This is a genomic window from Curtobacterium sp. ODYSSEY 48 V2 (genome assembly GCF_023712625.1).
GTDB lineage: Bacteria > Actinomycetota > Actinomycetes > Actinomycetales > Microbacteriaceae > Curtobacterium.
This window is the reverse complement of the sequence record NZ_JAMAXX010000006.1, coordinates 125,972-151,360: the sequence shown is the minus strand read 5'-3', so window position 1 is coordinate 151,360 and position 25,389 is coordinate 125,972. Positions and strand designations below refer to the sequence as shown.

Sequence of the window (25,389 nt, the reverse complement as noted above, 5' to 3'; positions counted from 1 at the left end):
GTCCATCGTAGGCGCGATCGGGACGGCGGACGGTGGCGTAGTGTCCGGTGATGTTCCACCTGCACGAGGGAGGTCACCGATGCCCTGGACACCGCGCACGGCAGCGCACCGCGATCCCGAGCAGTGGCGCCGTCGGGGCCTGCTGCCGCCCGCGGACGTCGACGCGCTCGTGCACGCCCGACTCGGGTGGTTGCCGGTCGACGACCCGGCCTACGCCGACTTCTTCATCGACCCGACCACCTCGGTGCGGTCGGGCTGACCCGGCGATCCGTCAGAGCGTGACGTCCGCCCAGCGCGGCCCGGTCGCGGTGACGATCACCCGTCGGGGCTCGTCGGGAACGTCGTCGGGGTCGAGGTCGTCGGCGTCGCCGTCGGGCGCGTCCGCTCCCGTCGCACGGACGATCTCCACGTCGAGGATGCTGTCCGCGATGCCGTCGACGAAGCCCCGGCCCCACTCGACCACCACGACCGAGGCGTCCCAGTCGAGGTCGAGGTCGTCGAGCTCCACGGGGTCGCTCAACCGGTAGGCGTCGACGTGGACCAGGTCCGGGCCGGTCGTCGTCGGGTGGGTCCGGGCGAGGACGAAGGTGGGGCTCGACACCTGCCCCCGCGCGCCGAGCGCGGCCCCGAGGCCACGCGTGAGCGTCGTCTTGCCCGCACCGAGCGGCCCGGTCAGCACGACGAGGTCGCCGGCACGCAGGACACGTGCGAGCCGCGCACCGAGCACACCCATCTCGTCGGTCGTCGACACCGTCGTGTCGAGCAGCACCCGGGCGTCCGTCACGGCTGCTCCCGCAGGTAGTCGCCGACCCGGCCCTCGACCTGGTGCCCGACGACCTCGCGCGGGACGCGGGCCCCGATCCGGCAGGTCACCTCTTCCCCGATGGTGCCGAGCGCCTCGCCCCACTCGAGGACGGTCATCTCGCCGTGCTCCCCCGTGCCGAACAGCACGACCTCGTCGCCGACGCGGACCTCGTCGTCGCCGACGTCGACCAGGAACTGGTCCATCGCGACGCGACCGGCGACCGGGTACCGCTTCCCGCCGATCGTCACCTCGACGCGGCCCTGCGCGCGACGCGGCACCCCGTCCGCGTAGCCCACGGGCACGAGCGCCAGGGTGGTCTCCGACGTGGTGCGGTACGTGTAGTCGTAGGAGACGCCGGTGTCGACCGGGACCCGTTTCGTCTTCGCGACCGAGGCCGTGAGCGTCATCACCGGCTCGAGCCCGAGGTCGGCGGCGGACACGCCCTCGGCACCCGGGATGCCGAGCAGGTTCGCGCCCATCCGCACCATGTCCTTGCGGAACTCCTTCCGCTCGAGCCCGGCGAGCGAGGCCGCGACGTGCTCCATCGGCAGGTCGAGCCCGAGGTCCTCCGCGGTCTCGACGGCCCGGTCGAACACGGCGACCGCGGCACTGTCGTCCTCGTCCGACGACTCCGCGAGGTGCGTGTACGCCGCGACGACCTCGATCCGGCCGGCGCGCTGCGCGTCGACCGCGAGTGCCACCAGCTCCGGCCAGGCGTCCGCGGTCGCGCCGTCGCGGTGCAAGCCGGAGTCGACGCCGAGGTGGACCCGTGCCGGACGCTGGTCGACGGCGTCGACGACCCGCTGCAGCTCGGCGACGTTCGAGACGCCGAGGTCGATCGCCGAGTCCACGGCGTCGCGGAAGTCGAGCGCCGGGTCGTGCTGCCAGGTGAACAGGTGCACGTCCTCGCCGACGCCGATCGCCCGGAGGCGCAGCGCGGCCGGCACGGTCAGCACGCCGATCCAGCGGATGCCGGCGTCGACGGCCGCGAGCGCGATCGGCTCGAGACCGTGCCCGTAGGCGTCGGCCTTCATGATCGCCATGACCTCGACCGGGTGCATCCACTCGCGCACGAGGTCGAGGTTCGACCGGTAGGCGTCGAGGTCGATCCGGGCCCGACGAAGGGGGGCGTTCACGTCGTCCTCCGTTCCACGCTGCGGCCGACCCTGGCGACCACCTCGTAGTTGATGGTGTCGATCGCCGCTGCCCAGTCCTCGACCGCGGGGTCGCCGTCCGCCGGGTCGCCCCAGAGCACGACCTCGTCGCCCACCCGGACGTCGGCGTCGCCGATGTCGATGTGCATGGCGTTCATCGCGACGCGGCCGACGACGGGGAACTCCCGGTCGCCGATGCGCACCGACACCCGGTTGCCGAGGTCGCGGTCGAAGCCGTCGGCGTACCCGAGGCCGATCACCGCGAGCCGGGTGTCCGTCGCTGCACGCCAGGTGTAGCCGTAGCTGACGCCGTCGCCCGCGGCCACCGGGACGGTCCGCAGCACCGCGGCGGTCACGCGCATCGCCGGGCGGAGCCCGAGGTCGGCCGAGGTGCGGTCGGCGAAGGGGCTGAGCCCGTAGAGCGCGAGCCCGACCCGTGCGGCGTCGTGGCGCGTCTCCGGCACCGCGATGCCCGCGGCGCTCGCGGCGAGGTGCACGATGTCCGGCACGATGCCGTTCGCCGCCAGGCCGTCGAGCGCCCGCTGGAGTGCGGCGTCCTGGTCGAGATCGTCGGCACGCGACGCGTTCGACAGGTGCGACATGAGCCCCTCGACGCGGGTGCGCCCGCCGGCCCGGGCGATCCGCCCGGCGGTGTCGAAGAGCTCGGCCCACTCGGACTCGACCGCGCCGTTCCGGCTCAGCCCGGTGTCGACGCAGACGTGCACCGCGGGCACCTCGGAGTCGGCCGCGGCCGCGAGCTGGGACACGCTCGACACCGCCGGGGTGACGTCGTACTGCGCGGCGCGGCGGAAGTCCTCGTCCGGGGCGTGCAGCCACGCCAGGATCCGGACGCCCTCGTGGATGCCGGCGCGGCGGAGCGCGATGCCCTCCTCGACGTCGGCGACCCCGAGCCACTCGGCACCGGCGTCGACGAACGCCCGTGCGGCGTCGACCGCACCGTGCCCGTACGCGTTCGCCTTGACGACCGCGATGACACCCGCCGGCGCCACCTGCTCGGACACCGTGGCGTAGTTCGCGATGAGGGCCTCGCGGTCGACCGTGATCCCCGTGAACGCGCTCATGCGCCCCCTCCTTCGATGACGACGAACGCCGTCGCGATACCGCCGTCGTGCGACAGCGACAGGTGGACGTCCGTCACACCCCGGTCCGCCGCCACCCGACGAGCGCCCTCGTGCAGCGTGAGCGACGGGTTCCGCTGGTCGTCCGACACGACCTCGAGGTCCTGCCAGCTGAGCCCGGCACTGGACCCGAACGCCTTGATGAGGGCTTCCTTCGCCGCGAACCGGGCCGCGAGCGACGACACCGGTCGGGGCTCCCCGTCGCGCAGCTGCTCGGCCGGGGTGAACAGCCGCGTCCGGAGCGCCGGGGTGCGTTCGAGCACACCCCGGAACCGCTCCGTGTCGACGACGTCGACCCCGATGCCGATGATCACGACGCGGGCCTACTCGACGGTGACCGACTTCGCCAGGTTGCGCGGCTGGTCGACGTCGAGCCCCTTGGCGGCGGCGAGCTCCATGCCGAACATGTGCAGCGGCGCGACGGCCAGCAGCGGCTCGAACAGCGGCGTGGCGAGCGGGATCCGCAGGACCTCGTCCGCGAAGGGCAGCACGGCGGCGTCGCCCTCCTCGGCGATCGCGATCACCCGGGCACCGCGGGCGCGGATCTCCTGGATGTTCGAGACCACCTTCGGGTGCAGCGAACGCGGGTCGCGCGGCGACGGCACGATCACGAAGACGATCTGCCCCGGCTCGATGAGCGCGATCGGGCCGTGCTTGAGCTCACCGGCGGCGAAGCCCTCGGCGTGGATGTACGCGAGCTCCTTGAGCTTGAGGGCCCCCTCGAGCGCGATCGGGTACCCGACGTGGCGGCCGAGGAACAGCACGCTCCGGGTGTCCGCCATCCACTTCGCCAGCTCGGCGACGCCGGACGCGTCGTCGATGGTCTGCTGGAGCTTCGGTGCGAGGCCCTCGAGCTCGCTGACCTGCTCGGCGATCTGCTCGGCCGTGAGCGTGCCCTTGAGCGTGGCGAGGTGCAGCCCGAGCAGGTAGAGCGCGACGCCCTGGGCGATGAAGGCCTTGGTCGACGCGACGGCGACCTCGGGGCCGGCGTGCGTGTAGATCACCGCGTCGGACTCGCGCGGGATGGTGGCGCCCTGCGTGTTGCAGATCGAGAGCACCTGCGCACCCTGCTCGCGGGCGTACTTGACGGCCATGAGCGTGTCCATGGTCTCGCCCGACTGGCTGATCGAGACGACGAGGGTGCGGTCGCTCAGCACCGGGTCGCGGTAGCGGAACTCGTGGGCGAGCTCGACCTCGACGGGGACGCGTGCCCACTGCTCGATGGCGTACTTGCCGAGGATGCCGGCGTACGCCGCCGTGCCGCACGCGATCACGATGACACGGTCGACCTGCTGCAGCCGATCGGCGATCGGGTCGAGGTCGGTCAGCGTCACGGCACCGTCGTGCACGCGACCGAGGATCGTCTTGGCGACGGCCTCGGGCTCCTCGCTGATCTCCTTGGCCATGAAGGAGCTCCAGCCGCCCTTGTCCGCGGCGGAGGCGTCCCAGCTGACCTCGAACTCCTCGGGGGTCGCCGGCGAGCCGTCGAAGTGCACGACCTCGACGCCGTCGGGACGGATCGTCGCGATCTCGTCCTGGCCGATCGCGAGGGCACGCTGCGTGTAGGCGACGAAGGCCGCGACGTCGGAGCCCATGAAGTTCTCGCCGTCACCGAGGCCCACGACGAGCGGCGAGTTGCGGCGCGCACCGACGACGACGCCCGGCTGGTCGGCGTGCACGACGAGGAGCGTGAAGGCACCCTCGAGCCGCTGCACGACCTGCTGCATGGCAGCGGTCAGGTCCCCGGTCTCGCGGAACGCACGACCGACGAGGTGCGCGGCGACCTCGGAGTCGGTCTCGCTGGTGAACTCGACGCCCTCGGCGACGAGCTCCTGCTTCAGCTCGGAGAAGTTCTCGATGATGCCGTTGTGGATGAGCGCGAGCTTGCCGCCGTCCGCCAGGTGCGGGTGGGCGTTGCCGTCGGTCGGGCCGCCGTGGGTCGCCCAGCGGGTGTGCCCGATGCCGGTGGCACCGTCGGCGATCGGGTGCGACTCGAGCTCCTCGACCAGGGCCTGCAGCTTGCCGGCCTTCTTCGCCGAGACGAGGTCACCCGGCCGGTCGACGACGGCGATGCCCGCCGAGTCGTAGCCGCGGTACTCGAGACGACGGAGACCACCGAGGAGGACCTCCTGGCTGCTCTTGCTGCCGACGTAGCCCACGATTCCACACATGCGCACGATCCTACGGTCTGGCTGGAGATCAACCCTGCAAGTCCGCAGGAGTGGGGATACCGTTCGGGACATGGGACGCTTCGACGACATCGACATCACCACGCTGCACGGGGAGCACACCACCTTCGCGCAGTTCTCGGACCGGGCCGTCCTCGTCGTGAACGTCGCCTCGCGCTGCGGACTCGCGCCGCAGTACGAGCAGCTCGAGGCCCTGCAGAAGACTTACGGCGACCGCGGCTTCACGGTCCTCGGTTTCCCGAGCAACCAGTTCCTGCAGGAACTCGGCTCGTCCGAGGCGATCGACGAGTACTGCTCCACCACCTGGGGTGTGACCTTCCCGATGTCCGAGAAGGTGAAGGTGAACGGCAGGGGCGCCCACCCGCTCTACCAGGCACTCAAGGAGACGCCCGACGCCTCCGGCAAGGCCGGCCGGGTGAGCTGGAACTTCGAGAAGTTCCTCGTCGCCCCCGACGGCTCCGTCACGCGCTTCCGTCCGACCACGAAGCCGGACGCCCCCGAGGTCGTCGCCGCCATCGAGGCGGCCCTGCCGGCCTGACGGTCACCGTCCGCACGACGGGTCGCGTCCTGCGGACACGCACCGGGCACCGGACGGGAGGCGCGGATCACCGCAGCCGGTCCACGCACGTCCGCCGCGCCTCCCGTCTGTACGCTCGTGCCCATGCCGATCACGGAAGCCACCGTCGCGCACCCGACCCCGTTCGTGGAGATCCCGCGCGACGAGTGGTCCCAGCTCGCACCGAAGGAGCACCTGTCGCTCACCGAGACCGAGATCGTGCAGCTGCGCGGCCTCGGCGACCGGCTCGACATGCAGGAGGTCCTGGAGGTCTACCTGCCGCTCTCCCGCCTGCTGACGCTGTACGCGGCCGGGGCCAGGGACCTGCACGCCGAGACGAGCCGCTTCCTCGGTGAGCGGGCCGGCCGGACGCCCTTCGTGATCGGTGTCGCCGGGTCGGTGGCGGTCGGCAAGTCGACCGTCGCGCGACTGCTCCGCGAGCTGACGAAGCGCTGGCCGGACACCCCGCGGGTCGAACTCGTGACAACCGATGGCTTCCTGTACCCGAACGCCGAGCTCGAGCGCCGCGGGATCATGGACCGCAAGGGCTTCCCGGAGTCGTACGACCGTCGTGCGCTGCTGCGGTTCGTCAGCCAGGTGAAGAGCGGGGCGGCCGAGGTGCGTGCGCCGTTCTACTCGCACCTCGTCTACGACATCGTCCCCGACGCCGAGATCGTCGTGCGGCAGCCGGACGTCCTCATCGTCGAGGGCCTCAACGTGCTCGCGCCGCCGGTGCACGGGCGGCTCGCGCTGTCCGACCTGTTCGACTTCACGATCTACGTCGACGCGAAGACCAAGGACATCGAGTCCTGGTACGTCGACCGGTTCCTCGCCCTGCAGGAGGAGGCGTTCTCGAGCCCGGACTCGTTCTTCCACCGCTTCGCCTCGCTGTCGCGCGAGGACGCGGTCCGGACCGCGACCGAGGTCTGGCGGGCGATCAACGAGCCGAACCTGCTCGAGAACGTGCTGCCCACGCGCTCCCGGGCGACGCTCGTGCTCAAGAAGGGCGCGAACCACAAGGTCAACTCGGTGCTGCTCCGCAAGATCTGACGCGGGGCGGTGGGCGAGGGCGCCGTGCCGCCTCGGTCGTCCCGCGGCGCGACCTGCTCGCGAACAACCGGAAGCGGCTCGCGCCACGTGATCACACGTGGCGCGAGCCGCTTCCGGTTGTTCCGACGACCCGGGACGTCGCGTGCGAGTGCCCTACGCGGCCGCGTCGATCGCCAGCCGGTCGCGCACGACGGCGGCCAGCTCCTCGGCGACCCGCTGCGCATCCTCCTGCGACGCCGCCTCGACCATCACGCGGACGACGGGCTCGGTGCCCGACGGTCGCAGCAGCACCCGACCGGCGTCGCCGAGGGCCTCGGTCGCCGCGGCGATCGCGTCCTGCACGCCCTGGTCGTCCAGCCCGTGGCGGTCGACACCGCGCACGTTGAGGAGCACCTGCGGGAAGACGGTCATGCACGACGCGAGCTCCTGCAGGCTCTTGCCCGTGCGGGCCATCTCGGCCACCAGGTGCAGGCCCGTCAGCACGCCGTCGCCGGTGGTGGCGTAGTCGTTGAAGATGATGTGGCCGGACTGCTCGCCACCGAGCGAGAAGCCGCCCTCGTTCATCTTCTCGAGCACGTAGCGGTCGCCCACGCCGGTCTCGAGCACCGTGATGCCCGCGTCCGCCATGGCCCGCTTGAGCCCGAGGTTCGACATGACGGTCGCGACGAGCGTGTCGTCGGCGAGCCGGCCCCGCTCCTGGAGCGAGAGCGCCAGGATCGCCATGATCTGGTCGCCGTCGACGGCGTTGCCGGCGGCGTCCACCGCGAGGCAGCGGTCGGCGTCGCCGTCGTGCGCGATGCCCACGTCGGCGCCGTGCGCCAGCACGGCGGCGGCGAGGTTGTCGATGTGGGTCGAGCCCACACCGTCGTTGATGTTCATGCCGTCCGGGTCCGCGCCGATGAGCGTGACGCGAGCGCCGGCGTTGACGAAGACCTCGGGCGAGACGCCCGCGGCGGCACCGTTCGCGCAGTCGAGCACGACGTGCAGGCCGTCGAGCCGGTGCGGCAGCGTGCCGAGCAGGTGGACGACGTAGCGGTCCTCGGCGTCGGCGAAGCGGGTGATCCGGCCGACGTCGCCACCGGTGGGCGTCGGGGCGGACTGGTCGTGCATGGCCGCTTCGATGCGGTCCTCGACCTCGTCCGGCAGCTTGCGGCCGCCCGTGGCGAAGAACTTGATCCCGTTGTCGGGCGCGGGGTTGTGGGACGCGGAGATCATCACGCCGAAGTCGGCGTCGATGTCCGCGACGAGGAACGCCGCAGCGGGGGTGGGGATGACCCCGGCGTCGAGCACGTCGACACCGGCGGAAGCGAGACCGGCCGCGACCGCGGCACCCAGGAACTCACCGGAGACGCGCGGGTCGCGCGCCAGGACCGCGCGGGGGCGCGGTCGACCGGACGCCCGGCGGGCGTCCGCATGGTGTCCGTGTGTGAGCACGGCCGCGCTGGCCTGGGCGAGACCCAGAGCCAGCGCGGCCGTCAGCTCGCCGTTGGCGAGTCCACGAACACCGTCGGTACCGAACAGACGCGGCATTGCGATCGGGTTCGTCGCGCGACTAGCGCTTCGAGAACTGCGACGCCTTGCGGGCCTTCTTGAGACCGGCCTTCTTGCGCTCGATGACGCGAGCGTCACGGGTGAGGAAGCCGGCCTTCTTGAGGGTGGCGCGGTTGTTCTCGCGGTCGATCTCGTTCAGCGCACGCGCGATGGCGAGGCGGAGCGCACCGGCCTGACCCGAGGGGCCACCACCGGTGATGCGAGCGACGACGTCGTAGGCGCCGAGGAGCTCGAGCACCTTGAACGGGTCGTTGATCAGCTGCTGGTGCAGCTTGTTCGGGAAGTAGTCCTCGAGCGTGCGGCCGTTGACCGTGAACGAGCCGCCACCGGGGACGAGACGCACGCGGGCGATGGCCTCCTTGCGGCGCCCGACGGCACCGCCCGAGACGTTGAGGATCTGGCGGGGAGCGGCCTCCGAGGACGCCGGGGCGCTCTCGGTGGTGAAGCTCTCCGGGGTCTGGTCGAGGGAGTCAGCGATCTGAGCCATGAGTTTTATCAGTCCTTGAAGTCGTCGTGGCCGGAACTACTGTGCGACCTGGTCGAAGGTGTACGCCTTGGGCTGCTGCGCGGCGTGCGGGTGCTCTGCGCCGGCGTAGACCTTCAGCTTCTTGAGCTGCTCACGGCCGAGGGTGTTCTTCGGCAGCATGCCGCGGATCGCCTTCTCGACGGCGCGGGTCGGGTGCTTCTCGAGCATCTCCGGGTAGGAGGTCGCCGTGAGGCCGCCCGGGTAGCCCGAGTGACGGTAGTAGACCTTCTTCGCGAGCTTGGAGCCGGTGAGGGCGACCTTGTCCGCGTTGATGATGATGACGTAGTCACCCATGTCCATGTGCTGGGCGAAGGTGGCCTTGTGCTTGCCGCGCAGGAGCGCCGCGGCGTGGGTGGCGAGACGGCCGAGGACGACGTCGGTCGCGTCGATGACGATCCAGTCGTGCTGGACGTCTGCCGGCTTCGGGGAGAACGTACGAGTCACAGGAGTGCTGCTTTCGTGTCGAGGTGAGGAGTCCGTGAATCCCGCTCCGGTGGGTGTTCCGCGGGCGATGCTCGTGGAACTGCCCGGTGGAGGGCTCATCTGACTGTCCGGCGCACGGGGCGCACAGACCAAGGTGAGAGCCTACCCGACGCGGCTCGCCTTGTCGAACGGGGCCGTGACGGACGGGAGGCGCGGTGCCGTCCGACACCGCGCCTCCCGTCCGTCACACGGTCACGTCCGGGCCGTGGTCACCTCAGCCGAACAGTCCACGCAGCCAGCCGAACACCCCGAGCACGACACGGACGACGTCCGCGACGAACCCACCGTGACCGGGCCCGCCCGGCTTGCCGTCACCGTGGCCGGGCTTGCCCGGCTTCCCGTCACCGTGACCCGGCTTGCCCGGGTGGTCGCCGCCGTGACCCGGCTTGCCCGGGTGGTCGCCGCCGTGACCCGGCTTGCCCGGGTGGTCGCCGCCGTGGCCGGGTCCGCCGGGGGTCCCGCCGTTGCCCGGCGTACCACCGTCACCCGGCGTCGGGGTCTCGTCCTCGGCCAGGTCGAAGCCGACCAGGATCGGGTCGTGGTCGCTCGCCCGGTACACGTCGTCGCGGTACAGGTCGGTGACGTTGTAGTCGTAGCGGCTGTACTCCAGGCCCACCGACTCGGTCGAGTTGATGTTCCAGATGTCCACGCCGGTCACGGCCTCGAGCGCCGCGGGTGAGGCCAGCACGTGGTCGAGCGAACCGCTCAGGCCGCTGAACACGTAGGAGTACTCGGTCGGGTCCTTCGCCGGCCCGAGGTCGGTGTAGCCGGCGTCGCGCAGGACGACCATCGGGTCCTCCTCGCTGTAGGCGTTGAAGTCGCCGAGCATGAACACCCTGTCCGTGCCGTACTTCTCCTGCTCGGTGGTCGAGAACGCGGCGAGCGCCGTCGCCTGTGCCACGCGGGACGCGTTCGAGGCACCCTGGCCGTCGCCCTGGTCGGCGTCCGCGCCCGAGCCGGAGCCCTTCGACTTGAAGTGGTTCGCGATCACCAGGAAGTCGTCGTCCGCGTCCCCGCCGACCGGGCGGAAGGCGTCCGCGACGGGCTGGCGGGCGTTCGCGAAGGCCGGGTCGTCGAGGATGGTCGACTCGCCGACGGGTGCGACGCGGTCCTGCTTGTAGATGAGGGCGAGGCGGATGACGTCCTCGCTCGCGGGCAGCACCGCCGGGGACGGCACGTACGCCCAGGTGTCCTGGCCGGTCGCCGCGTTCAGCGCCGAGACGAGCGTGCCGACGGCGGCGTCGCGGTCCTTGCCGAACCGTGCTGAGTTCTCGATCTCCTCGAGGGAGACCACGTCGGCACCGAGGGCGTTGATCGCCTTCACGATCTTCACCTGCTGGCGCTCGAGGTCGTCGGCGTTCGCGGCGCCACGGGCGTCGCAGCCACCGCGGACGGTCACGGGGTCGCCGTCGCGGTCGGTGTAGTACGTGCAGCCGGTGAGCTGATCGCCCGTGGTCGGGAAGTAGTTCAGCACGTTGAACCCGGCGAGCTTGAGGTCCCCACCGACGTTCTCGGGGGCCGCGGTGCGGACCTGCGAGAACGACGCGGGCAGGTCTGCCGCGGGCGTCGCACCGGTGATCGGCGACGTCGGCTGGAACTTCCAGGTGTCGTTGCGGTAGTCGAGGACGACCGGCTCCGAGAAGGTCGCTGCGGCACCGACCGTGACCGGGCCCTGCGTGAGCCAGGACACCGGGACCGACTGGTTCGCGGCGCTGAGGAAGTTCGTGCTCGCGCCGTCGTCGAGGACCACCGTGCGCGCGGCGTTGTCGGCGGCGACCTCCGCGGCCTCGGCGCTGCCCGGGCGGGCGACCTCGGTCGGCTGGATCAGGCGCTTCGTGCCCGCGGCGAGCGCGATCTCGCCGTACTGGTTCGTCGTGTAGTTGTCGGCGACCGTGTAGTCGCCCTGCGGCGCGATCAGCATGCTCTCGAGCGACTCGCGCTGCGCGTCCGTGCGCGGCAGGGTCAGCGTGGCCGGGACCGGCTGCACGACGCCCGCGGCGGGGAGCTCCTCGACGTCGGCGGTCGAGCCGACCTCGAGCTCGGTGAGGCCGTTGTACTCGGCGACCGTGCCCGTGAGGCGCACGGCGTCCCCGATGGCGACGCTGCCCGCGGTCGCGGCGGAGAACACGAACACGGCGTCCGACGCGGTGTGGGTGGCGAGGTCGACCGCCCCGCCCGTACCGGCGGTCTGGATCGTGTAGCCGTTCAGCCCACCCGTGGCGTAGACCGCGGTCACGACGCCCTCGGTGACGACGCGCTTCCCCACGTACGGCGACGCGGGACCCGTGCCCTGCAGCTCGGCGATCGTGACCGCTTCGGCAGGCGTGGTCGGCGTGCCGGGGTCGGTGGGGGTGCCCGGATCGGTCGGTGTCGTGCCGGCGCCACCGGAGTTCTCCGGCGTCACCGTCGAGCCCAGGGCGAAGTCCGCCGCGTTGGAGTCGGTGTCGACGGTGCCGTCGCGGTGCAGCGCGTCCGGCACGGAGTTCGCCGTCCCGGTCGGCGCGACGGCGGTCTCGAACGTGTTCGACGTGCCGTAGCCCAGCAGGTCGACGACGCCGGGCGTCCCGGTGGTGACCGAGCCGACCGGCAGCGTGAGCGCCGTGGCCTGGTCGGACAGGACGAGCGTGCCGGTCGACCCGGACGGGTTGAGGCCGGTCACGGCGTCGGGGGTGGGCAGCGCCTGGCCGTTCGTCCCGTTCGAGCCCATCTGCACGAGGTACGACCCGTGTGCGGGGACGGTGCCGGCGAGCTTGCCGACCGACGGCGTGCCGGTGTTCGCGGCGGCCCGGTACTGGATCGACCACCCGTCCACGGCGACGGCGGTGTCGGTCGGGTTCGCGATCTCGACGAACTTGTTCGTGAACGGCTGGTTCGCGCTGCCGCCCTTCAGGTACGCCTCGGCGATGACGAGGCCGGTGCCAGCGGGGTCCGCGACGGCGGTGGAGACGGGGACGAGCGGGGCGGCGACGAGCGTCGCTGCCACCGTGGCGCACAGCACGGTGCGCCGCAGGAGGTTGGGCATGCTGACCTTCGGCAGGAGGAGGGGGACTCCAGCACGCTAGCGACCTGCGGGGCCACTCAGGTTTCCGGCAGGTGAACGATCCGGTCCACCCCCGTCCGGGGTGCGCCGCGTGGCGACGGGACGGTGCCCGGCGGCGGGCTCAGCCGGCGACCGGTACCCACCCGCTGCCGACCCGGTGCACGGCCGGTCCGTGCCCGGGCAGCACGATCTCCGGGATCGGCAGCGCCCGCGCGGACTCGAGCGCCGTCGCCTGGTCCGCGGTGAAGAACGGCGTGATCATGCGTGGCCGCGGCTGCCACGACCCCGGGAGCGTGTCGTGGTGCGAGACGACCGCGTCCCCGGTGACGATCGCGTTCGCGGCCGGCAACAGGTACGCGGTCGAGCCGGCCGTGTGCCCGACGGCGGGGAACGGCGTCATCGCACGCCCCGCGAAGTCGTGCGCGGTGAAGGCCCGGGCGGTGGGGACGGTCACGGGACGCAGGGCGTCGGAACCGACGGCCCGCGCCAGCCAGCGGAACGTCCGCGGTGCGGCGAGACGCCCGCCGATCTCCGCCGGCCGGACCTGCTGCCGCTGCGGCCCGCGCACGTTGTCGAGTTCGTCCGCGTGCGCCAGGACCTGCACGTGCGGGTACCGCTCGAGGATCCCCGGGATGCCCCCGATGTGGTCGACGTGCCCGTGCGTGACGTAGATGCGTCGGAGGTCGCCGAGGTCGTGCCCCGCCCAGCGCACGGTGTCGAGGACGAGCGCGGTGTCCGCGGGGTAGCCGGCGTCGATCAGCGCGACGCCGTCCTCCTCGGCGAGCACGACCCAGTTCGAGACCGGCCCCTCGACGAACACCACACCGGGTGCCACGGAGACGACGGACCGGGGCCTGCGGGAGCTCATCCCCCGACGGTACCGGCGTCCGGCTCGTCGTCCGTCCGGCGCGCACGGGTCTGCGCCGCCCGGGCCGCGAGCTCGTCGTCCCCCGGGTAGCCCACCTCGGTGAGGGTCAGACCGGCCGCGGGTGCGACCTTGAACGCGCTCGTGCGCTGCTGCGCGACCCGCAGCTCCTCGAGGCGGTCCGGGCCGAAGCGGCCCTCCCCGACGGCGATGGTCGCCCCGACCATCGCCCGCACCATGGAGTGGCAGAACGCGTCGGCCTGGAGGCGCGCCACCAGCACGCCGTCCGGCTCGCGGTCCCAGCGGAACTCCTGCAGCGTCCGGATCGTGGTCGCGCCCTCGCGCGGCTTGCAGAAGGTCGCGAAGTCGTGCAGCCCGAGCAACGTCAGCGCACCGCGCTCCATCGCCGCCGGGTCCAGGCGCGTCGGGTGCCAGAGCGTGTGCCCGCGGCGACGTGGGTCGCGCGGGGCGTCGGCGTCCGCCACCCGGTACTCGTAGCGCCGCCAGAGCGGGGAGAACCGGGCGTCGAAGCCGTCCGGTGCGACCGACGCGCGCGTGACGACGACGTCGCCCGTCGCCCCGGCGAGACCGTTCACGCGCTTGACGAGTCCGTCGAGCGAGGTGCGAGGAGGGCCGTCCGGCGACGACCGCCGCGGACGGGTGAGCGCACCCCACTGCTCCGCGGTCAGGTCGACGTGGGCGACCTGCCCGGTGGCGTGCACCCCGGCGTCCGTCCGACCGGCGACCGTCAGCTGCGGCGGCGCGCCCCACCGGGTGAAGACCGTGGCGAGCGCGGACTCGAGCGCGCCCTGCACGGTCCGCAGGCCGGGCTGCCGGGCCCAGCCCGAGAAGGCAGCCCCGTCGTAGGCGACGTCCAGCCGCAGCCGCACGGCACCGCCGACACCGGCACCCGAGTCGTCCGTCCCTGCCACGGGAGCGAGCGTACCGGGGACGGGACGGGCCTCCCGTCCGGCCCCGCCGACGACGACCGCGCCCGCCCCGCTGACGGAGAGCGTCCGACCGTGTCAGCGCCACGTCAGTGCCGCGTGAGCGGCCGGCGGCACGATCGTCCCGACATCGACGAAAGGACCTGTGCGATGACCACCACACCACTCGCCGTCGAGGCGACCGGCCTCGTCAAGACGTTCGGCAGCAACCGTGCCGTGGACGGGGTCGACCTCCGCGTCGAGGCCGGCACGGTCTACGGCGTGCTCGGCCCGAACGGCGCCGGCAAGACGACCACCATCTCGATGCTCGCGACCCTGCTGCGGCCGGACGGCGGCGAGGCCCGCGTCTTCGGGCACGACGTCCGCCGCGAGCCGCAGACGGTCCGCTCCCTGATCGGGGTGACGGGGCAGTACGCGAGCGTCGACGAGACGCTCAGCGCCACCGAGAACCTCGTCATCTTCGCGCGGCTGCTCGGCCTCTCCCGCGGCGACGCGAAGCGCAAGGCGGTCGAGCTGCTCGAGCGCTTCGGGCTGTCCGAGGCGGCGTCGCGTCCGCTCAAGAAGTTCTCCGGGGGCATGCGCCGCCGGCTCGACCTGGCCGCGAGCCTCATCGCGCAGCCGCCGCTCATCTTCCTCGACGAGCCGACGACCGGCCTCGACCCCCGCACCCGGGCGCAGATGTGGGACACGATCCGCGAGCTCGTCGCGACCGGGTCGACCGTCCTGCTCACGACGCAGTACCTCGACGAGGCCGACCAGCTCGCCGACCGCATCGCCGTCATCGACCACGGACGTGTCGTGGCCGAGGGCACCGCGGACGAGCTGAAGTCCTCGGTCGGCACGGCCTCGCTGCAGCTCCGCCTGGCGGACGCGGATGCGGACGCCCTCGCGACCGCGGCATCGCTCGTCGAGCGCGTGCTCGGCACCCCGGCGGTCGTCAGCCCGGAGGGCGCGCGGCTCACCGCCCCGATGACGGCGCCCGACCGGGTCACCGACCTGCTCGTGTCGTTCCGCGACGCGGGCGTCTCCCTCGCCGAGATGAGCGTGCAGAAGCCGACGCTCGACGAGGTCTTCCTCACCATCACCGGCTCGCCGACGCCCGCGGACGCCGACGCCGACACCGAGTCCGAGCGCGCGCTCGAAGGGAGCCCCGCATGACCACCCTCGCCCCGACCCCCACCACCACGTCGTCGCCCCGCGTGACACCCCGACCCGGGATCGGCGGCACCGGCCCGGCCGCCACCGTCCGCCAGTCGTTCACGATGGCGTACCGCGGACTCGTGAAGATCCGCCGGACCCCCGAGCAGCTGTTCGACGTCACGCTCATGCCGATCGTCTTCACGGTGATGTTCACGTACATCTTCGGCGGCGCGATCTCCGGCGACGTCGGCAGCTACCTGCCCGTGATCATCCCCGGCATCCTCGTGCAGACGGCGATCACGTCGTCGGTCGTCACCGGCGTACAGCTCCGCGAGGACATGGACAAGGGCGTGTTCGACCGGTTCCGGTCGCTCCCGATCGCCCGGATCGCCCCGCTCGCCGGGGCCCTGCTCGCCGACACCGTCCGCTACGCCATCGCGACGACGATCACGTTCGTGGTGGGCATCGTCATGGGGCTGCGCCCCGCCGGCGGACTCGGCGCCGTGCTCCTCGCGGCGCTGCTCGTCATCGTGGTGGCGTGGGCGATCAGCTGGGTCTTCGCGTACTTCGGGGTCATCGCCCGGACCGCGTCGAGCGTCTCCGGCATCGCGAACCTCGTGCTGTTCCCGCTGACGTTCCTGTCGAACGCCTTCGTCCCGACCGACACGCTGCCCGCCTGGCTGCGCTGGTTCACCGAGGTCAACCCGGTCTCGCACCTCATCACCGCGGTGCGCGACCTGGTGAACCACGGCGTGGTCGGCGGCGACCTCTGGCTGAGCCTGCTCGGCGCGGCCGTGGTCGTCGCGGTGTTCGCCCCGCTGACGGTCCGCGCGTACATGCGGAAGGCCTGACGGTCCGGGCGACCGTCCGGGGGAGGACGGCCCGAGCGCCGGTCAGCCGGGCAGGCGAGCGTCCTCGAGCACGCGCCGCACCCACGAGACGGCCTCGGTCCGGTCCCTGCCGGCCGCGGCCGTCTCGGCGTCGGCGAGCGCCGGCTCCCCCACGGCCTCGGCGAGCAGCGGTCGCAGCCGGGCGTGCGCGAGCACCGCGAAGTCCTGCCGCGAGCCGATCCGCGTGAGCGTGCCCCAGCACGCGGCAGCCGTGTCCGGACGTCCGGCGCGCGCGTACGCGATCGCGAGCCCGGCGAGGGCCGTCCCGATGACGGGCACGTCCCGGCGGGCCTGGCGGAGCCGCAGCTGCACGAGGGTGCCGACACGGATCCGGCGGGCGACCGCCAGTTCGGCTGCCGGGAGGCCCGGGGCCGCGCCGTCGGTCCGGCCCGTGCCCGCCTCGTCCACCGCCGCGATGCGTGCCGCCCCCGCCGTCAGCGCCCAGTGCGCGGCGGGTCCGCGGCCGGGCTGCACGACGTCCCAGGCCGCGGCGTACGCCGCCGCGGCCCCGGCGAGGTCGCCCTCGTACCGCGCGCACTCGGCGGTGATCGCGACCGCGAGCACGGCGATCAGCCCGCGGTCGTCGAACCCGCCGCGGCCGCCGTCGGGCCGGTGCCGCAGGTCCGCTGCGACGGCACGTGCACGGTCGACGTCGCCGGTCGCGGCCGAGGCGAGACCGACGGTCCACCCGATCTCGTACAGGTCGTCCTCCGCCCCGAACAGCTCGAGGTCCTCCCGGGCGGTGACGGCGGCGGCGAGGGACTCCCGGTACCGCCCGGACTGCGCGAGCAGCTGGGTCAGCGTGACCGCGACGGTGCCCGTGGTCCAGGCCTCTCCGGTCGTCCGTGCCAGCTCCTCCGCACGCCGGATGTACCGCAGCGCCCCGGCCGGGTCGCCGTCGTTCTCGGCCAGCGGCGCGCTGAGCAGGTGGCCGAGCAGGGCGACCGCGGGCTCCCGGTGGGCACGCAGCCGTGCCAGCTCGGCGGAGCCCTGCTCGGGTCGCGGCAGGGCGAGCAGGAGCCCGGCGAGCGCGTCGACGACCGGGTCCTCGGCACGCCCGGAGCGGTGCAGCTCCCGGAGTCCGCTGATCGCCCGGGCGGTGGTGCGGAGGTCGGTGAACACCGCGGTCGCACCGCACATCACGAGGCCGATCACCGTCGCGGTGCGGTCGGCCGGCGCCGGCACGCGCGACCGCAGCGCCGCGACGACGTCGGGTGCGGTCGCGGCGACCTCGCGGTGCAGCCCGCGGAGCGTCCAGTACCCGCCGAGGGCCGCGAAGACGTGCGCCACCGTCGGCACGTCGTCGGCGCGGATCGCCCAGCGCAGCAGGGTGACGAGCGTGTCGGCCTCGCGGCGGACCTCGGTGAACGCGACGAGCTGCGCCGGACCCCGCAGTGCGAACAGGTTGCGCGCTGCCGACAGTTCCCGGCCCCACGCGGTCATGGCCGCCCGCACGGCCTCGGTGGTGCCCCGCGCCGCCAGGCGTGCGGCGCCGAACTCGCGCACGGTCTCGAGCAGTCGGTAGCGGACCGGCTCCCCCTCGACCTCGACGAGCTGCACGAGGGACTGTTCCACCAGGTCGGCGAGGTCGTCGAGCGCGTCCCACCGCCGTCCGGGCTCCGCCACCGACTCGACGGCCTCGACCGCGACACCGTCGGGGAACAGTGCGAGGCGGGTCAGCAGGTCCTGGGCGCCCTCGTCGAGCAGCCGCCAGCTCCACTCGATGACGGCGAGCAGGGTGCGGTGCCGTTCGGGAGCGCTCCGGTCACCACCGCGCAGCAGGGCGAAGCGGTCGTCGAGCCGCCGTTCGACCTCGTCGACCGACATCCCTCGGATGCGGGCGGCGGCGAGCTCGATGGCGAGCGGCGACCCGTCGAGTCGGGTGCAGATCCTGCGCACCGCGTCCACGGGCAGCACCGCACCGGGCCGAGCGGCACGGGCGCGTTCGGTGAACAGCCGGACCGCCGCACCGTCGGCCTCGACCGGCAGCGGTCCGAGGGGTGCGACGACCTCGCCCGCGATGGCGAGCGGTGCCCGGGACGTCGTGAGCACCCGCAGCCCGGGCACGGCGGCGAGCAGGTCGGCCGTGCAGCGGGCCACGGCCTGCAGCAGGTGCTCGCAGTTGTCGAGCACGAGCACCGTCGGTCCGTCGTCGAGGGCACGCACCACCCGGCCCCACAGGTCGGTGACGACCGCGTCCTGCAGCATGCGCGCCGTCCGGACCTCGGCGATCCCGAGCAGTGCGCCGAGGGCAGGCAGCAGGTCCTCGCCGTCGTCGATCGGTGCGAGCTCGCAGACGACGACGCCCGTGGTCGGGGGCAGCGCGGCGGCGACGGCCTGCGCCAGGCGCGTCTTGCCGAGTCCGCCCGGACCGAGCACCGTGACCAGGCGGTGCTCGTCGAGCGACCGGGACACCGTCGCGACGTCGTCCTGCCGCCCGACGAGCTCGTTCGGCGCGACCCGGAGCCCGGTCCGCCGGACCGGGTGGTCGGTCGCGGACGCCGACCGGCGCAGGAGCTCGGCGTTCAGCCGCACGAGCTCCGCGGACGGATCGGCCCCGAGTCCGTCCGCCAGCCGTCCGCGGTGCGCGGCGAACACCGCGAGTGCCTCGGGGGTCCGCCCGTCGACGTCGAGGGCGCGCATCGCTCCGCCGACCGCCGTGTCGTCGAAGGGCGCCGCGTCGACCTCGGCGAGCCAGGTGGTCGCAGCGGCGGCGGCGTCGCCGTCCTCGAGCAGCAGGACGGCGAGCCGCCGACGCAGGGCGTGCTCGACCGCGGCCGCGCGGTCGGCGAGCGCCGAGCCCAGGTCCCCGTCGACGTCCGCACCCGGTGCGCCCCGCCACCGGCCGAGCGCTGCCCCCACCGCTGCGGTGTCGGGTGCGTGCACGGCCCGCTCCGCGGCGACGAGGTCGACGTCCGCCGGGTCGCCACCGAGCGCGTACCCCGTGCTGGTCGACACGACGAGACCGTCCGCCGTCGTCCGGCGCAGTCGGGAGACCAGGGTCTGCAGGGCCGCCCGGGCACTCCTCGGCCGGTCCGCACCCCAGAGCTCGTCGATCAGGGCGTCGGTGCCGAGTGCACGGCCGGGTGCGAGCACCAGCGCGGTCAGGAACGACCGCGCGAGCGCACCGGGAACGGCGACCGCGGCACCGTCCGGGCCCGCCACCGTCACCGGTCCGAGGACGGCGACACGGGACGCGACGGGCACGACCCGATCCTAGTTCCGGCCGTGCGAGGACGCCGTCACCCGATCGTGACCGGCGAGCACGTGGTCGTCACCGGTCCGTGACACGCGACGGGCTAGCGTCACGGACATGGGCTTCCCTCGTACCCGCCGCGCGGCCGTACCCGCCGTGTCCGTCGCCGTGCTCCTCGCGGTCACCGCCTGCTCGTCGCCGTCGACCGAGGGCGCGACACCGAGCGCCTCCGGCCCGCTCGCGTCGTCCGCGCCGAGCAGCAGCCCGTCCGCGGAGGTGACCGTGGACTTCGGGACGGCCCCCGCCGGCGACGGCACACCGGACTGCTCGGCGCTGTTGCCCGCAGCAGCAGTCGACGCCGTCGTCCCCGGCGCGCGTGCGGTCGCCCTCGCCGACGTCCCGCACGTCGCGGCCGCCGACTGGGCACCCGTGGTCGCCGGTGGCTCCTCCTGCACGTCGACCACCGGCGTCGCACCGCTCGACGGCACCGTGCTCGGGACGATCGACGACCCCCGCTACGAGGGCGTGCGCGTCACGGTGCTGCCCGACGCCACGGCGGAGTACCAGGACCTCGCCGCGTCCGGGTTGACCGGCGTCCTGGACGGCGGTCCGAGCTGCAGCGCGAGCGACGCCGCGGTCGTGTACTGCGTCTCCGACGTGCTCGTCGGTGACGCCTGGGTGCAGGTCCTGGCGCAGCGCGTCCAGGACGACCCGGACACGACCGAGGCGGCACTCGACGCCCCCTTCCGCGCTCTCGTCGAGCAGGTCGGCGACGCCGTGCGCACGAGCCCCGTCACCACCGCCCGCGTCGACGAGCACGTCGACGGCAGCCTGCCGCCCTGCGTCGCCGACAACGTGGACGCGGTCACGGACACCACGCTCCGCTGGGCACTCGAGGGCACCGACGTCGCTCCGACGACGGTCGAGCACGCGCTCGACCGTCTGTCGGGAGCGTCGTGCGGCTTCGTGGCGCCCGCCGAGTCCGATCCGCGGTACGACCAGCAGCAGGCGCAGTACGACCGCCTCCCGAACGGTGGCTGGGCGGTGGAGCAGCGCCTGGCCGCGGGCACGATCGACCGGGACGGGCGGATCGACCTCGACGGCCTCGACGACCGCGACGGCGCCTGGCGGACGTGCGACGACACCGCGTGCACCCTCGACGTCGTGTCGGACGGTGGCACGTGGGAGCACTTCGTCCTGATGCGCGCGGTGGCCCCGGACACCGCCGAGGCCGTCGAGCGCTGGGCGACGGCCTCGCGCGGCTGACCGGAGGCGCTCGCTAGCGCTGTCGTCCCGAGGGCCCGGTCTCGGTGTCGACGTCGGCGGTCGCCCGCTTCTCGGACTCGAGCACCCCGCGCAGCGCGACGATCGCACTCGAGGTCACCGTCACCTGCGACGGGTCCGCGTCGCTGGCGTCGATCGCGCGCTCGAGGTCGGCGATCGACTCGTCGGCCCCGTCCTCCTCGCAGTCACCGCGAACCACGCAGGCGACCTTCCGGAGCGCGGCCGCGAAGGGTCCTGCGAACGCCGGGTCCGGCCGCCCGATGTTCTCCGCGACCGGACCCGAACGGGCGACCAGCTCGGTGAGGTCGGTCGTGTACCAGGCGACGCGCTCGAGCGCCCGGAAGCGCGCGCCGTCGGTCTGCAGGCGCGCACGCGGTCCCCGCAGCACGCTCCGGGGGTTCATCCGGCGCGCCTCCTGCGCCGTCGAGACGCGGTCCCGCACCTCGGCGATCGCCTTGTCCAGCCGCTCCTGCTGACGGTCCCAGGCACCGGTGTCCGGCTCGCCCTCGTCGAGCACGTCAGCCAGGTCGTCGAGCTGCTGCGCGAGCACGGCGTTCACCTGGTCGATGCGGCGCTCGGCGTCCCAGAAGTGCAGCGGCGGGACCACGGCGAAGTTCACCGCGAGCCCGATGCCGATGCCGATCGCCATCTGCACGACGTACGCGAACGAGTAGCCCTCGGCGTTCCCGCCGCCGATGAGGAGCACGAAGAGCGCCGCCATCGGCACCCACGAGTACCCCTCGCCCAGGATCCGGAAGCCCGAGACGAGCACGCCGAGGCCGACGACGAGCGCGACCGCGATGACGCCGGGATCGCCGATGAGCATCGTGAACCCGGCGATCAGGATGCCGAGCGTGATGCCGACCAGCGTCTGCACGCCGGCCCGGATCCCCGCGAAGACGGTCGTGCGCATCGCGACGATCGCACCGAGCGGTGCGTAGTACGGGTACTCCGCGGCGACGCCCGGCGCGTACTTCGCCAGGGTCCACGCGATCGTGGCGGCCAGCGCGGCCTTGCCGGCCAGCAACAACCGCGGCTGGGTGCCGGAGTCCCGACTCCACCGCCACAGACGGCGCCCTGCGCCGGTGATCCGTTCCGCTCTCGCCATGTCGCGATCACCGTACGGCGGCGACGCTGGGAGCGGACGCGGGTGCGCTCCGGACGGGAGGCTCGTGGCGGCCCCGCCCCGCGCCTCCCGTCCGTCGCCACGCCGTCCGCGGGGACGACGGAACCCCCCGCGACGTGGGTCGCGGGGGGTTCCGTGTGGTGGTGCTGGACCTACTTGGCGTCGTCCGACTTCGCCTCGGCGTCGGCCTCGACCTCGGCGGCAGCCGGGGTCTCGGTCTCGGCCTCGACGGGAGCGGACTCCTCGGTCGTCTCCGTGGACTCGACCGGGGTCTCCTCGGCCGGGGTCTCCTCGGCCGGAGCGGCAGCAGCCGGGGCCGCGTCGCGCTTGACCGGGGCCGGCGTGCTCGACACCGGCTCGAGGACGAGCTCGATCGAGGCGAGCGGCGCGTTGTCACCCTTGCGGAAGCCGAGCTTCGTGATGCGGGTGTAGCCGCCCCGACGGTCCTCGACCTGCGGGGCGATCTCCGTGAACAGCGTGTGCACGACGGACTTGTCGCGCAGCTGGGCGATCACACGACGACGCGCGTGCAGGTCGCCACGCTTCGCGAACGTGATGAGACGCTCGGCGACGGGACGCAGGCGCTTGGCCTTCGTCTCGGTGGTCGTGATGCGACCGTGCGTGAAGAGGGCGTTGGCGAGGTTGCTCAGGAGCAGGCGCTCGTGGGCGGGGCCGCCACCGAGGCGGGGGCCCTTGGTGGGCTTCGGCATGTCAGTTCTCCAGTGGTGATGGTGGTGCGCACCGACTCATCGGTGCGCGTGCGCGTGAGCGCGAGGTCAGTTGTTGGACTCGTCCTCGTCGTACCCGCTGTAGAAGTGGGCGCCGTCGAATCCGGGGACGGTGTCCTTGAGGGACAGGCCGAGCTCGGTGAGCTTGTCCTTGACCTCGTCCACCGACTTCTGACCGAAGTTGCGGATGTTCATGAGCTGCGTCTCCGACAGGGCGACGAGCTCGGACACCGTGTTGATGCCCTCCCGCTTGAGGCAGTTGTAGCTGCGCACCGACAGGTCGAGGTCCTCGATCGGGGTCTGCAGCTCGTTCGAGAGCACCGCGTCGACCGGCGCGGGGCCGATCTCGATGCCCTCGGCCGCCGTGTTCAGCTCGCGGGCGAGACCGAACAGCTCGACCAGCGTGCGACCGGCCGACGCGATGGCGTCGCGCGGCGTGATCGCCGGCTTCGACTCGACGTCGACGACCAGGCGGTCGAAGTCCGTGCGCTCACCGGCACGCGTCGCCTCGACGCGGTAGGTGACCTTGAGGACCGGCGAGTAGATCGAGTCGATCGGGATCTGCCCGGCCTCGCTGAACTCCGAACGGTTCTGGGTCGCCGAGACGTAGCCGCGGCCACGCTCGATCGTCAGCTCCAGCTCGAAGCGCGCGGTGTCGTTCAGGGTCGCGATGACGAGGTCCGGGTTGTGGATCTCGACGCCGGCCGGGGCGGAGATGTCCGCCGCGGTGACCTGACCGGCACCCTGCTTGCGCAGGTACGCGGTGATCGGCTCGTCGTGCTCGCTGGAGACGACGAGGCTCTTGATGTTGAGGATGATCTCGGTGACGTCTTCCTTGACACCGGGGACGGTGCTGAACTCGTGGAGGACGCCGTCGATGCGGATGCTGGTGACAGCCGCGCCGGGGATCGAGGAGAGGAGCGTGCGGCGCAGCGAGTTGCCGAGGGTGTAACCGAAGCCCGGCTCGAGCGGCTCGATGACGAAGCGCGAGCGGTGCTCGGAGATCGACTCCTCGGTCAGGGTGGGGCGCTGTGCAATGAGCACTGTGGGATTCCTTTCGGCGGAGTGTCCGCTATATGACACTCGGCGGTACGACGGGGCCGACCGGGCCCCGACGGGTCTGTTGAGTTGTGATCACGCGCAGCGCGGGGCCGGGAGGGCCCGACGTACGCGATCGAACGACCAGGAATGGCCGGCCCCGCTCGCCCCGGTCAGGGGACGAGCGGGGAACGGCCGGTTGCTCCTCGCGTCAGACGCGGCGACGCTTCGGCGGGCGGCAGCCGTTGTGCGCCTGCGGGGTGACGTCGTTGATCGAGCCGACCTCGAGACCAGCGGCCTGGAGCGAGCGGATCGCGGTCTCGCGACCCGAGCCCGGGCCCTTGACGAAGACGTCGACCTTCTTGACGCCGTGCTCCTGCGCCTGACGCGCAGCGGACTCGGCGGCGAGCTGCGCCGCGAACGGCGTCGACTTGCGCGAACCCTTGAAGCCCACGGCACCCGAGGACGCCCAGCTGAGGACGGCACCCGACGGGTCGGTGATGCTGACGATGGTGTTGTTGAACGTGCTCTTGATGTGGGCCTGGCCCACGGCGACGTTCTTCTTCTCCTTGCGACGCGGCTTGCGCGCGGCAGTCTTGGGGGTAGCCATGATGATCTCCTATCGGGCCTTCTTCTTGCCTGCCACGGTGCGCTTCGGTCCCTTGCGGGTACGCGCGTTGGTCTTGGTGCGCTGACCACGCACCGGGAGACCACGACGGTGGCGGAGACCCTCGTAGCTACCGATCTCGACCTTGCGGCGGATGTCGGCGGCGACCTCGCGGCGGAGGTCACCCTCCACCTTGAAGTTGCCCTCGATGAAGTCACGGAGGGCGACGAGCTGGTCGTCGGTCAGGTCCTTGACGCGGATGTCACCGGAGATACCGGTCTCGGCGAGTGCCTGGACCGCGCGGGTACGGCCGACGCCGTAGATGTACGTGAGTGCGATCTCCACGCGCTTCTCGCGCGGGATGTCGACGCCTGCTAGACGTGCCATGTTCTGGCTGCTCCTGTTTTCAGTGGAGGTGTGGCGCAGTACCGGTGCCCGGGCCTCCGCCCCGAGGTGTCCCCCCGCCGACGACCGAGGTCAGTGGCGGAGTTCTGGTACTGCGTGTTCAGTGTTGAGTTGTGGGTCCTGCTGGGAGCTCAGCCCTGGCGCTGCTTGTGGCGCGGGTTGCTCTTGCAGATCACCATGACGCGGCCCTTGCGGCGGATGACACGGCAGTGCTCGCAGATGGGCTTGACGCTGGGGTTGACCTTCATGATTGCTTCCTGTTGCTCGCTGGCTTCGTGCCCGGCGGGTTCGCCGAGCCGTTCCTTTCCAGCTCGCGGATCACTTGTAGCGGTAGACGATCCGGCCGCGGGTCAGGTCGTACGGGCTCAGCTCCACGATCACGCGGTCCTCGGGGAGGATGCGGATGTAGTGCTGGCGCATCTTCCCGGAGATGTGCGCGAGGACCTTGTGTCCGTTGGTCAGCTCAACGCGGAACATCGCGTTGGGCAGAGCTTCGAGCACCGAGCCTTCGATCTCGATGACGCCGTCTTTCTTGGCCATAGCCTCACTGTCGCTTGGTTGGATTACCGGTGTGATCCCCGAGCCGGTCTGCGGGTCGGGCGCCACGCCGAAGGGCATGACACACCAAAGATCAACCCTATGCGATCAGGCGCAGATTGCCAAGTGCCGG

The 25,389-nt window shown here is 72.5% G+C and carries 25 protein-coding genes; 6 read left to right on the top strand and 19 right to left on the bottom strand.

Features of this window, described 5'->3' with window-relative positions; translation table 11 throughout:
- The first annotated feature begins 79 nt into the window (after positions 1-79).
- Positions 80-259, top strand: a complete 180-nt coding sequence (locus M3666_RS10890) for a hypothetical protein (protein WP_066656960.1) — start codon at positions 80-82, stop codon at positions 257-259.
- A gap of 12 nt (positions 260-271) precedes the next feature.
- Here M3666_RS10890 and tsaE read toward each other — a convergent pair whose 3' ends face one another.
- The 5 genes from tsaE to glmS are packed head-to-tail and all read right to left on the bottom strand — an operon-like array spanning position 272 to position 5,269.
- Positions 272-784, bottom strand: a complete 513-nt coding sequence (tsaE, locus tag M3666_RS10885; RefSeq protein WP_066656963.1) for a tRNA (adenosine(37)-N6)-threonylcarbamoyltransferase complex ATPase subunit type 1 TsaE — start codon at positions 782-784, stop codon at positions 272-274.
- Positions 781-1,941 (bottom strand): alanine racemase, encoded by a 1,161-nt coding sequence (gene alr / locus M3666_RS10880; RefSeq protein ID WP_251155207.1) that lies wholly within the window; start codon positions 1,939-1,941, stop codon positions 781-783. The genes tsaE and alr (M3666_RS10880) overlap by 4 nt, the downstream gene beginning before the upstream one ends.
- Positions 1,938-3,041 (bottom strand): alanine racemase, encoded by a 1,104-nt coding sequence (alr, locus tag M3666_RS10875; protein WP_251155206.1) that lies wholly within the window; start codon positions 3,039-3,041, stop codon positions 1,938-1,940. The genes alr (M3666_RS10880) and alr (M3666_RS10875) overlap by 4 nt, the downstream gene beginning before the upstream one ends.
- Positions 3,038-3,412 carry a holo-ACP synthase gene (locus tag M3666_RS10870; RefSeq protein ID WP_209685290.1) on the bottom strand — a complete coding sequence of 125 codons (375 nt, stop codon included), beginning with the start codon at positions 3,410-3,412 and terminating at the stop codon, positions 3,038-3,040. Before M3666_RS10870 ends, alr (M3666_RS10875) begins: the two co-directional genes overlap by 4 nt.
- Before the next feature lie 9 nt (positions 3,413-3,421).
- Complete coding sequence (glmS, locus tag M3666_RS10865; RefSeq protein WP_209685288.1) at positions 3,422-5,269, bottom strand: glutamine--fructose-6-phosphate transaminase (isomerizing); 1,848 nt, start codon at positions 5,267-5,269, stop codon at positions 3,422-3,424.
- 70 nt (positions 5,270-5,339) lie between these two features.
- Between glmS and M3666_RS10860 the strand changes: the two genes are divergently transcribed.
- Positions 5,340-5,825, top strand: coding sequence for a glutathione peroxidase (locus M3666_RS10860; protein WP_251155205.1), 486 nt, complete (start codon positions 5,340-5,342; stop codon positions 5,823-5,825).
- Between the two features lie 123 nt (positions 5,826-5,948).
- Positions 5,949-6,893 carry a type I pantothenate kinase gene (gene coaA / locus M3666_RS10855; RefSeq protein WP_251155204.1) on the top strand — a complete coding sequence of 315 codons (945 nt, stop codon included), beginning with the start codon at positions 5,949-5,951 and terminating at the stop codon, positions 6,891-6,893.
- Positions 6,894-7,046: 153 nt separating this feature from the next.
- Here coaA and glmM read toward each other — a convergent pair whose 3' ends face one another.
- The 6 genes from glmM to truA form a co-directional block, all read right to left on the bottom strand.
- Positions 7,047-8,423, bottom strand: coding sequence for a phosphoglucosamine mutase (glmM, locus tag M3666_RS10850; protein ID WP_066656981.1), 1,377 nt, complete (start codon positions 8,421-8,423; stop codon positions 7,047-7,049).
- A gap of 22 nt (positions 8,424-8,445) precedes the next feature.
- Positions 8,446-8,931 (bottom strand): 30S ribosomal protein S9, encoded by a 486-nt coding sequence (rpsI, locus tag M3666_RS10845; protein ID WP_066656983.1) that lies wholly within the window; start codon positions 8,929-8,931, stop codon positions 8,446-8,448.
- A gap of 36 nt (positions 8,932-8,967) precedes the next feature.
- The gene (gene rplM / locus M3666_RS10840; RefSeq protein ID WP_022904636.1) at positions 8,968-9,414 is read right to left on the bottom strand and encodes a 50S ribosomal protein L13; all 447 of its coding nucleotides are present in this window, start codon (positions 9,412-9,414) and stop codon (positions 8,968-8,970) included.
- Positions 9,415-9,667: 253 nt separating this feature from the next.
- Positions 9,668-12,475: an ExeM/NucH family extracellular endonuclease gene (locus tag M3666_RS10835; protein WP_251155203.1), complete on the bottom strand. Its 2,808-nt coding sequence runs from the start codon at positions 12,473-12,475 to the stop codon at positions 9,668-9,670.
- Positions 12,476-12,614: 139 nt separating this feature from the next.
- A complete protein-coding gene (locus tag M3666_RS10830; protein ID WP_251155202.1) occupies positions 12,615-13,361 on the bottom strand; it encodes an MBL fold metallo-hydrolase in 747 nt (248 codons plus the stop codon).
- Entirely contained in the window at positions 13,358-14,290 is a 933-nt protein-coding gene (gene truA / locus M3666_RS10825) for a tRNA pseudouridine(38-40) synthase TruA (protein ID WP_251155201.1), read from the bottom strand. Before truA ends, M3666_RS10830 begins: the two co-directional genes overlap by 4 nt.
- Before the next feature lie 165 nt (positions 14,291-14,455).
- On the opposite strand from truA, the gene M3666_RS10820 reads away from it, so the two are divergent.
- On the top strand, positions 14,456-15,463 hold the full coding sequence (locus M3666_RS10820) for an ATP-binding cassette domain-containing protein (protein ID WP_251155200.1): 1,008 nt from the start codon (positions 14,456-14,458) through the stop codon (positions 15,461-15,463).
- A complete protein-coding gene (locus tag M3666_RS10815; RefSeq protein WP_209684910.1) occupies positions 15,460-16,296 on the top strand; it encodes an ABC transporter permease in 837 nt (278 codons plus the stop codon). Before M3666_RS10820 ends, M3666_RS10815 begins: the two co-directional genes overlap by 4 nt.
- 42 nt (positions 16,297-16,338) lie before the next feature.
- On the opposite strand, the gene M3666_RS10810 is transcribed toward M3666_RS10815, so the two are convergent.
- Positions 16,339-19,542, bottom strand: coding sequence for a BTAD domain-containing putative transcriptional regulator (locus M3666_RS10810; RefSeq protein WP_251155199.1), 3,204 nt, complete (start codon positions 19,540-19,542; stop codon positions 16,339-16,341).
- Positions 19,543-19,648: 106 nt separating this feature from the next.
- On the opposite strand from M3666_RS10810, the gene M3666_RS10805 reads away from it, so the two are divergent.
- Positions 19,649-20,797 (top strand): hypothetical protein, encoded by a 1,149-nt coding sequence (locus tag M3666_RS10805; protein ID WP_251155198.1) that lies wholly within the window; start codon positions 19,649-19,651, stop codon positions 20,795-20,797.
- A 13-nt stretch (positions 20,798-20,810) separates the two neighbouring features.
- On the opposite strand, the gene M3666_RS10800 is transcribed toward M3666_RS10805, so the two are convergent.
- The 7 genes from M3666_RS10800 to infA all read right to left on the bottom strand — a co-directional run bounded on the left by M3666_RS10800 (position 20,811) and on the right by infA (position 25,259).
- Positions 20,811-21,923: an aromatic acid exporter family protein gene (locus M3666_RS10800; protein ID WP_209684907.1), complete on the bottom strand. Its 1,113-nt coding sequence runs from the start codon at positions 21,921-21,923 to the stop codon at positions 20,811-20,813.
- A gap of 170 nt (positions 21,924-22,093) precedes the next feature.
- Positions 22,094-22,651, bottom strand: a complete 558-nt coding sequence (gene rplQ, locus M3666_RS10795; RefSeq protein ID WP_209684906.1) for a 50S ribosomal protein L17 — start codon at positions 22,649-22,651, stop codon at positions 22,094-22,096.
- A gap of 66 nt (positions 22,652-22,717) precedes the next feature.
- Complete coding sequence (locus M3666_RS10790) at positions 22,718-23,713, bottom strand: DNA-directed RNA polymerase subunit alpha (RefSeq protein ID WP_066656999.1); 996 nt, start codon at positions 23,711-23,713, stop codon at positions 22,718-22,720.
- A gap of 205 nt (positions 23,714-23,918) precedes the next feature.
- Positions 23,919-24,317: a 30S ribosomal protein S11 gene (gene rpsK / locus M3666_RS10785; RefSeq protein WP_017885507.1), complete on the bottom strand. Its 399-nt coding sequence runs from the start codon at positions 24,315-24,317 to the stop codon at positions 23,919-23,921.
- Between the two features lie 9 nt (positions 24,318-24,326).
- Positions 24,327-24,701, bottom strand: coding sequence for a 30S ribosomal protein S13 (gene rpsM / locus M3666_RS10780; protein ID WP_058728274.1), 375 nt, complete (start codon positions 24,699-24,701; stop codon positions 24,327-24,329).
- Positions 24,702-24,850: 149 nt separating this feature from the next.
- Positions 24,851-24,967: a 50S ribosomal protein L36 gene (rpmJ, locus tag M3666_RS10775; protein WP_022903266.1), complete on the bottom strand. Its 117-nt coding sequence runs from the start codon at positions 24,965-24,967 to the stop codon at positions 24,851-24,853.
- Positions 24,968-25,037: 70 nt separating this feature from the next.
- Positions 25,038-25,259 carry a translation initiation factor IF-1 gene (infA, locus tag M3666_RS10770; RefSeq protein ID WP_017885509.1) on the bottom strand — a complete coding sequence of 74 codons (222 nt, stop codon included), beginning with the start codon at positions 25,257-25,259 and terminating at the stop codon, positions 25,038-25,040.
- Positions 25,260-25,389 lie beyond the last annotated feature (130 nt).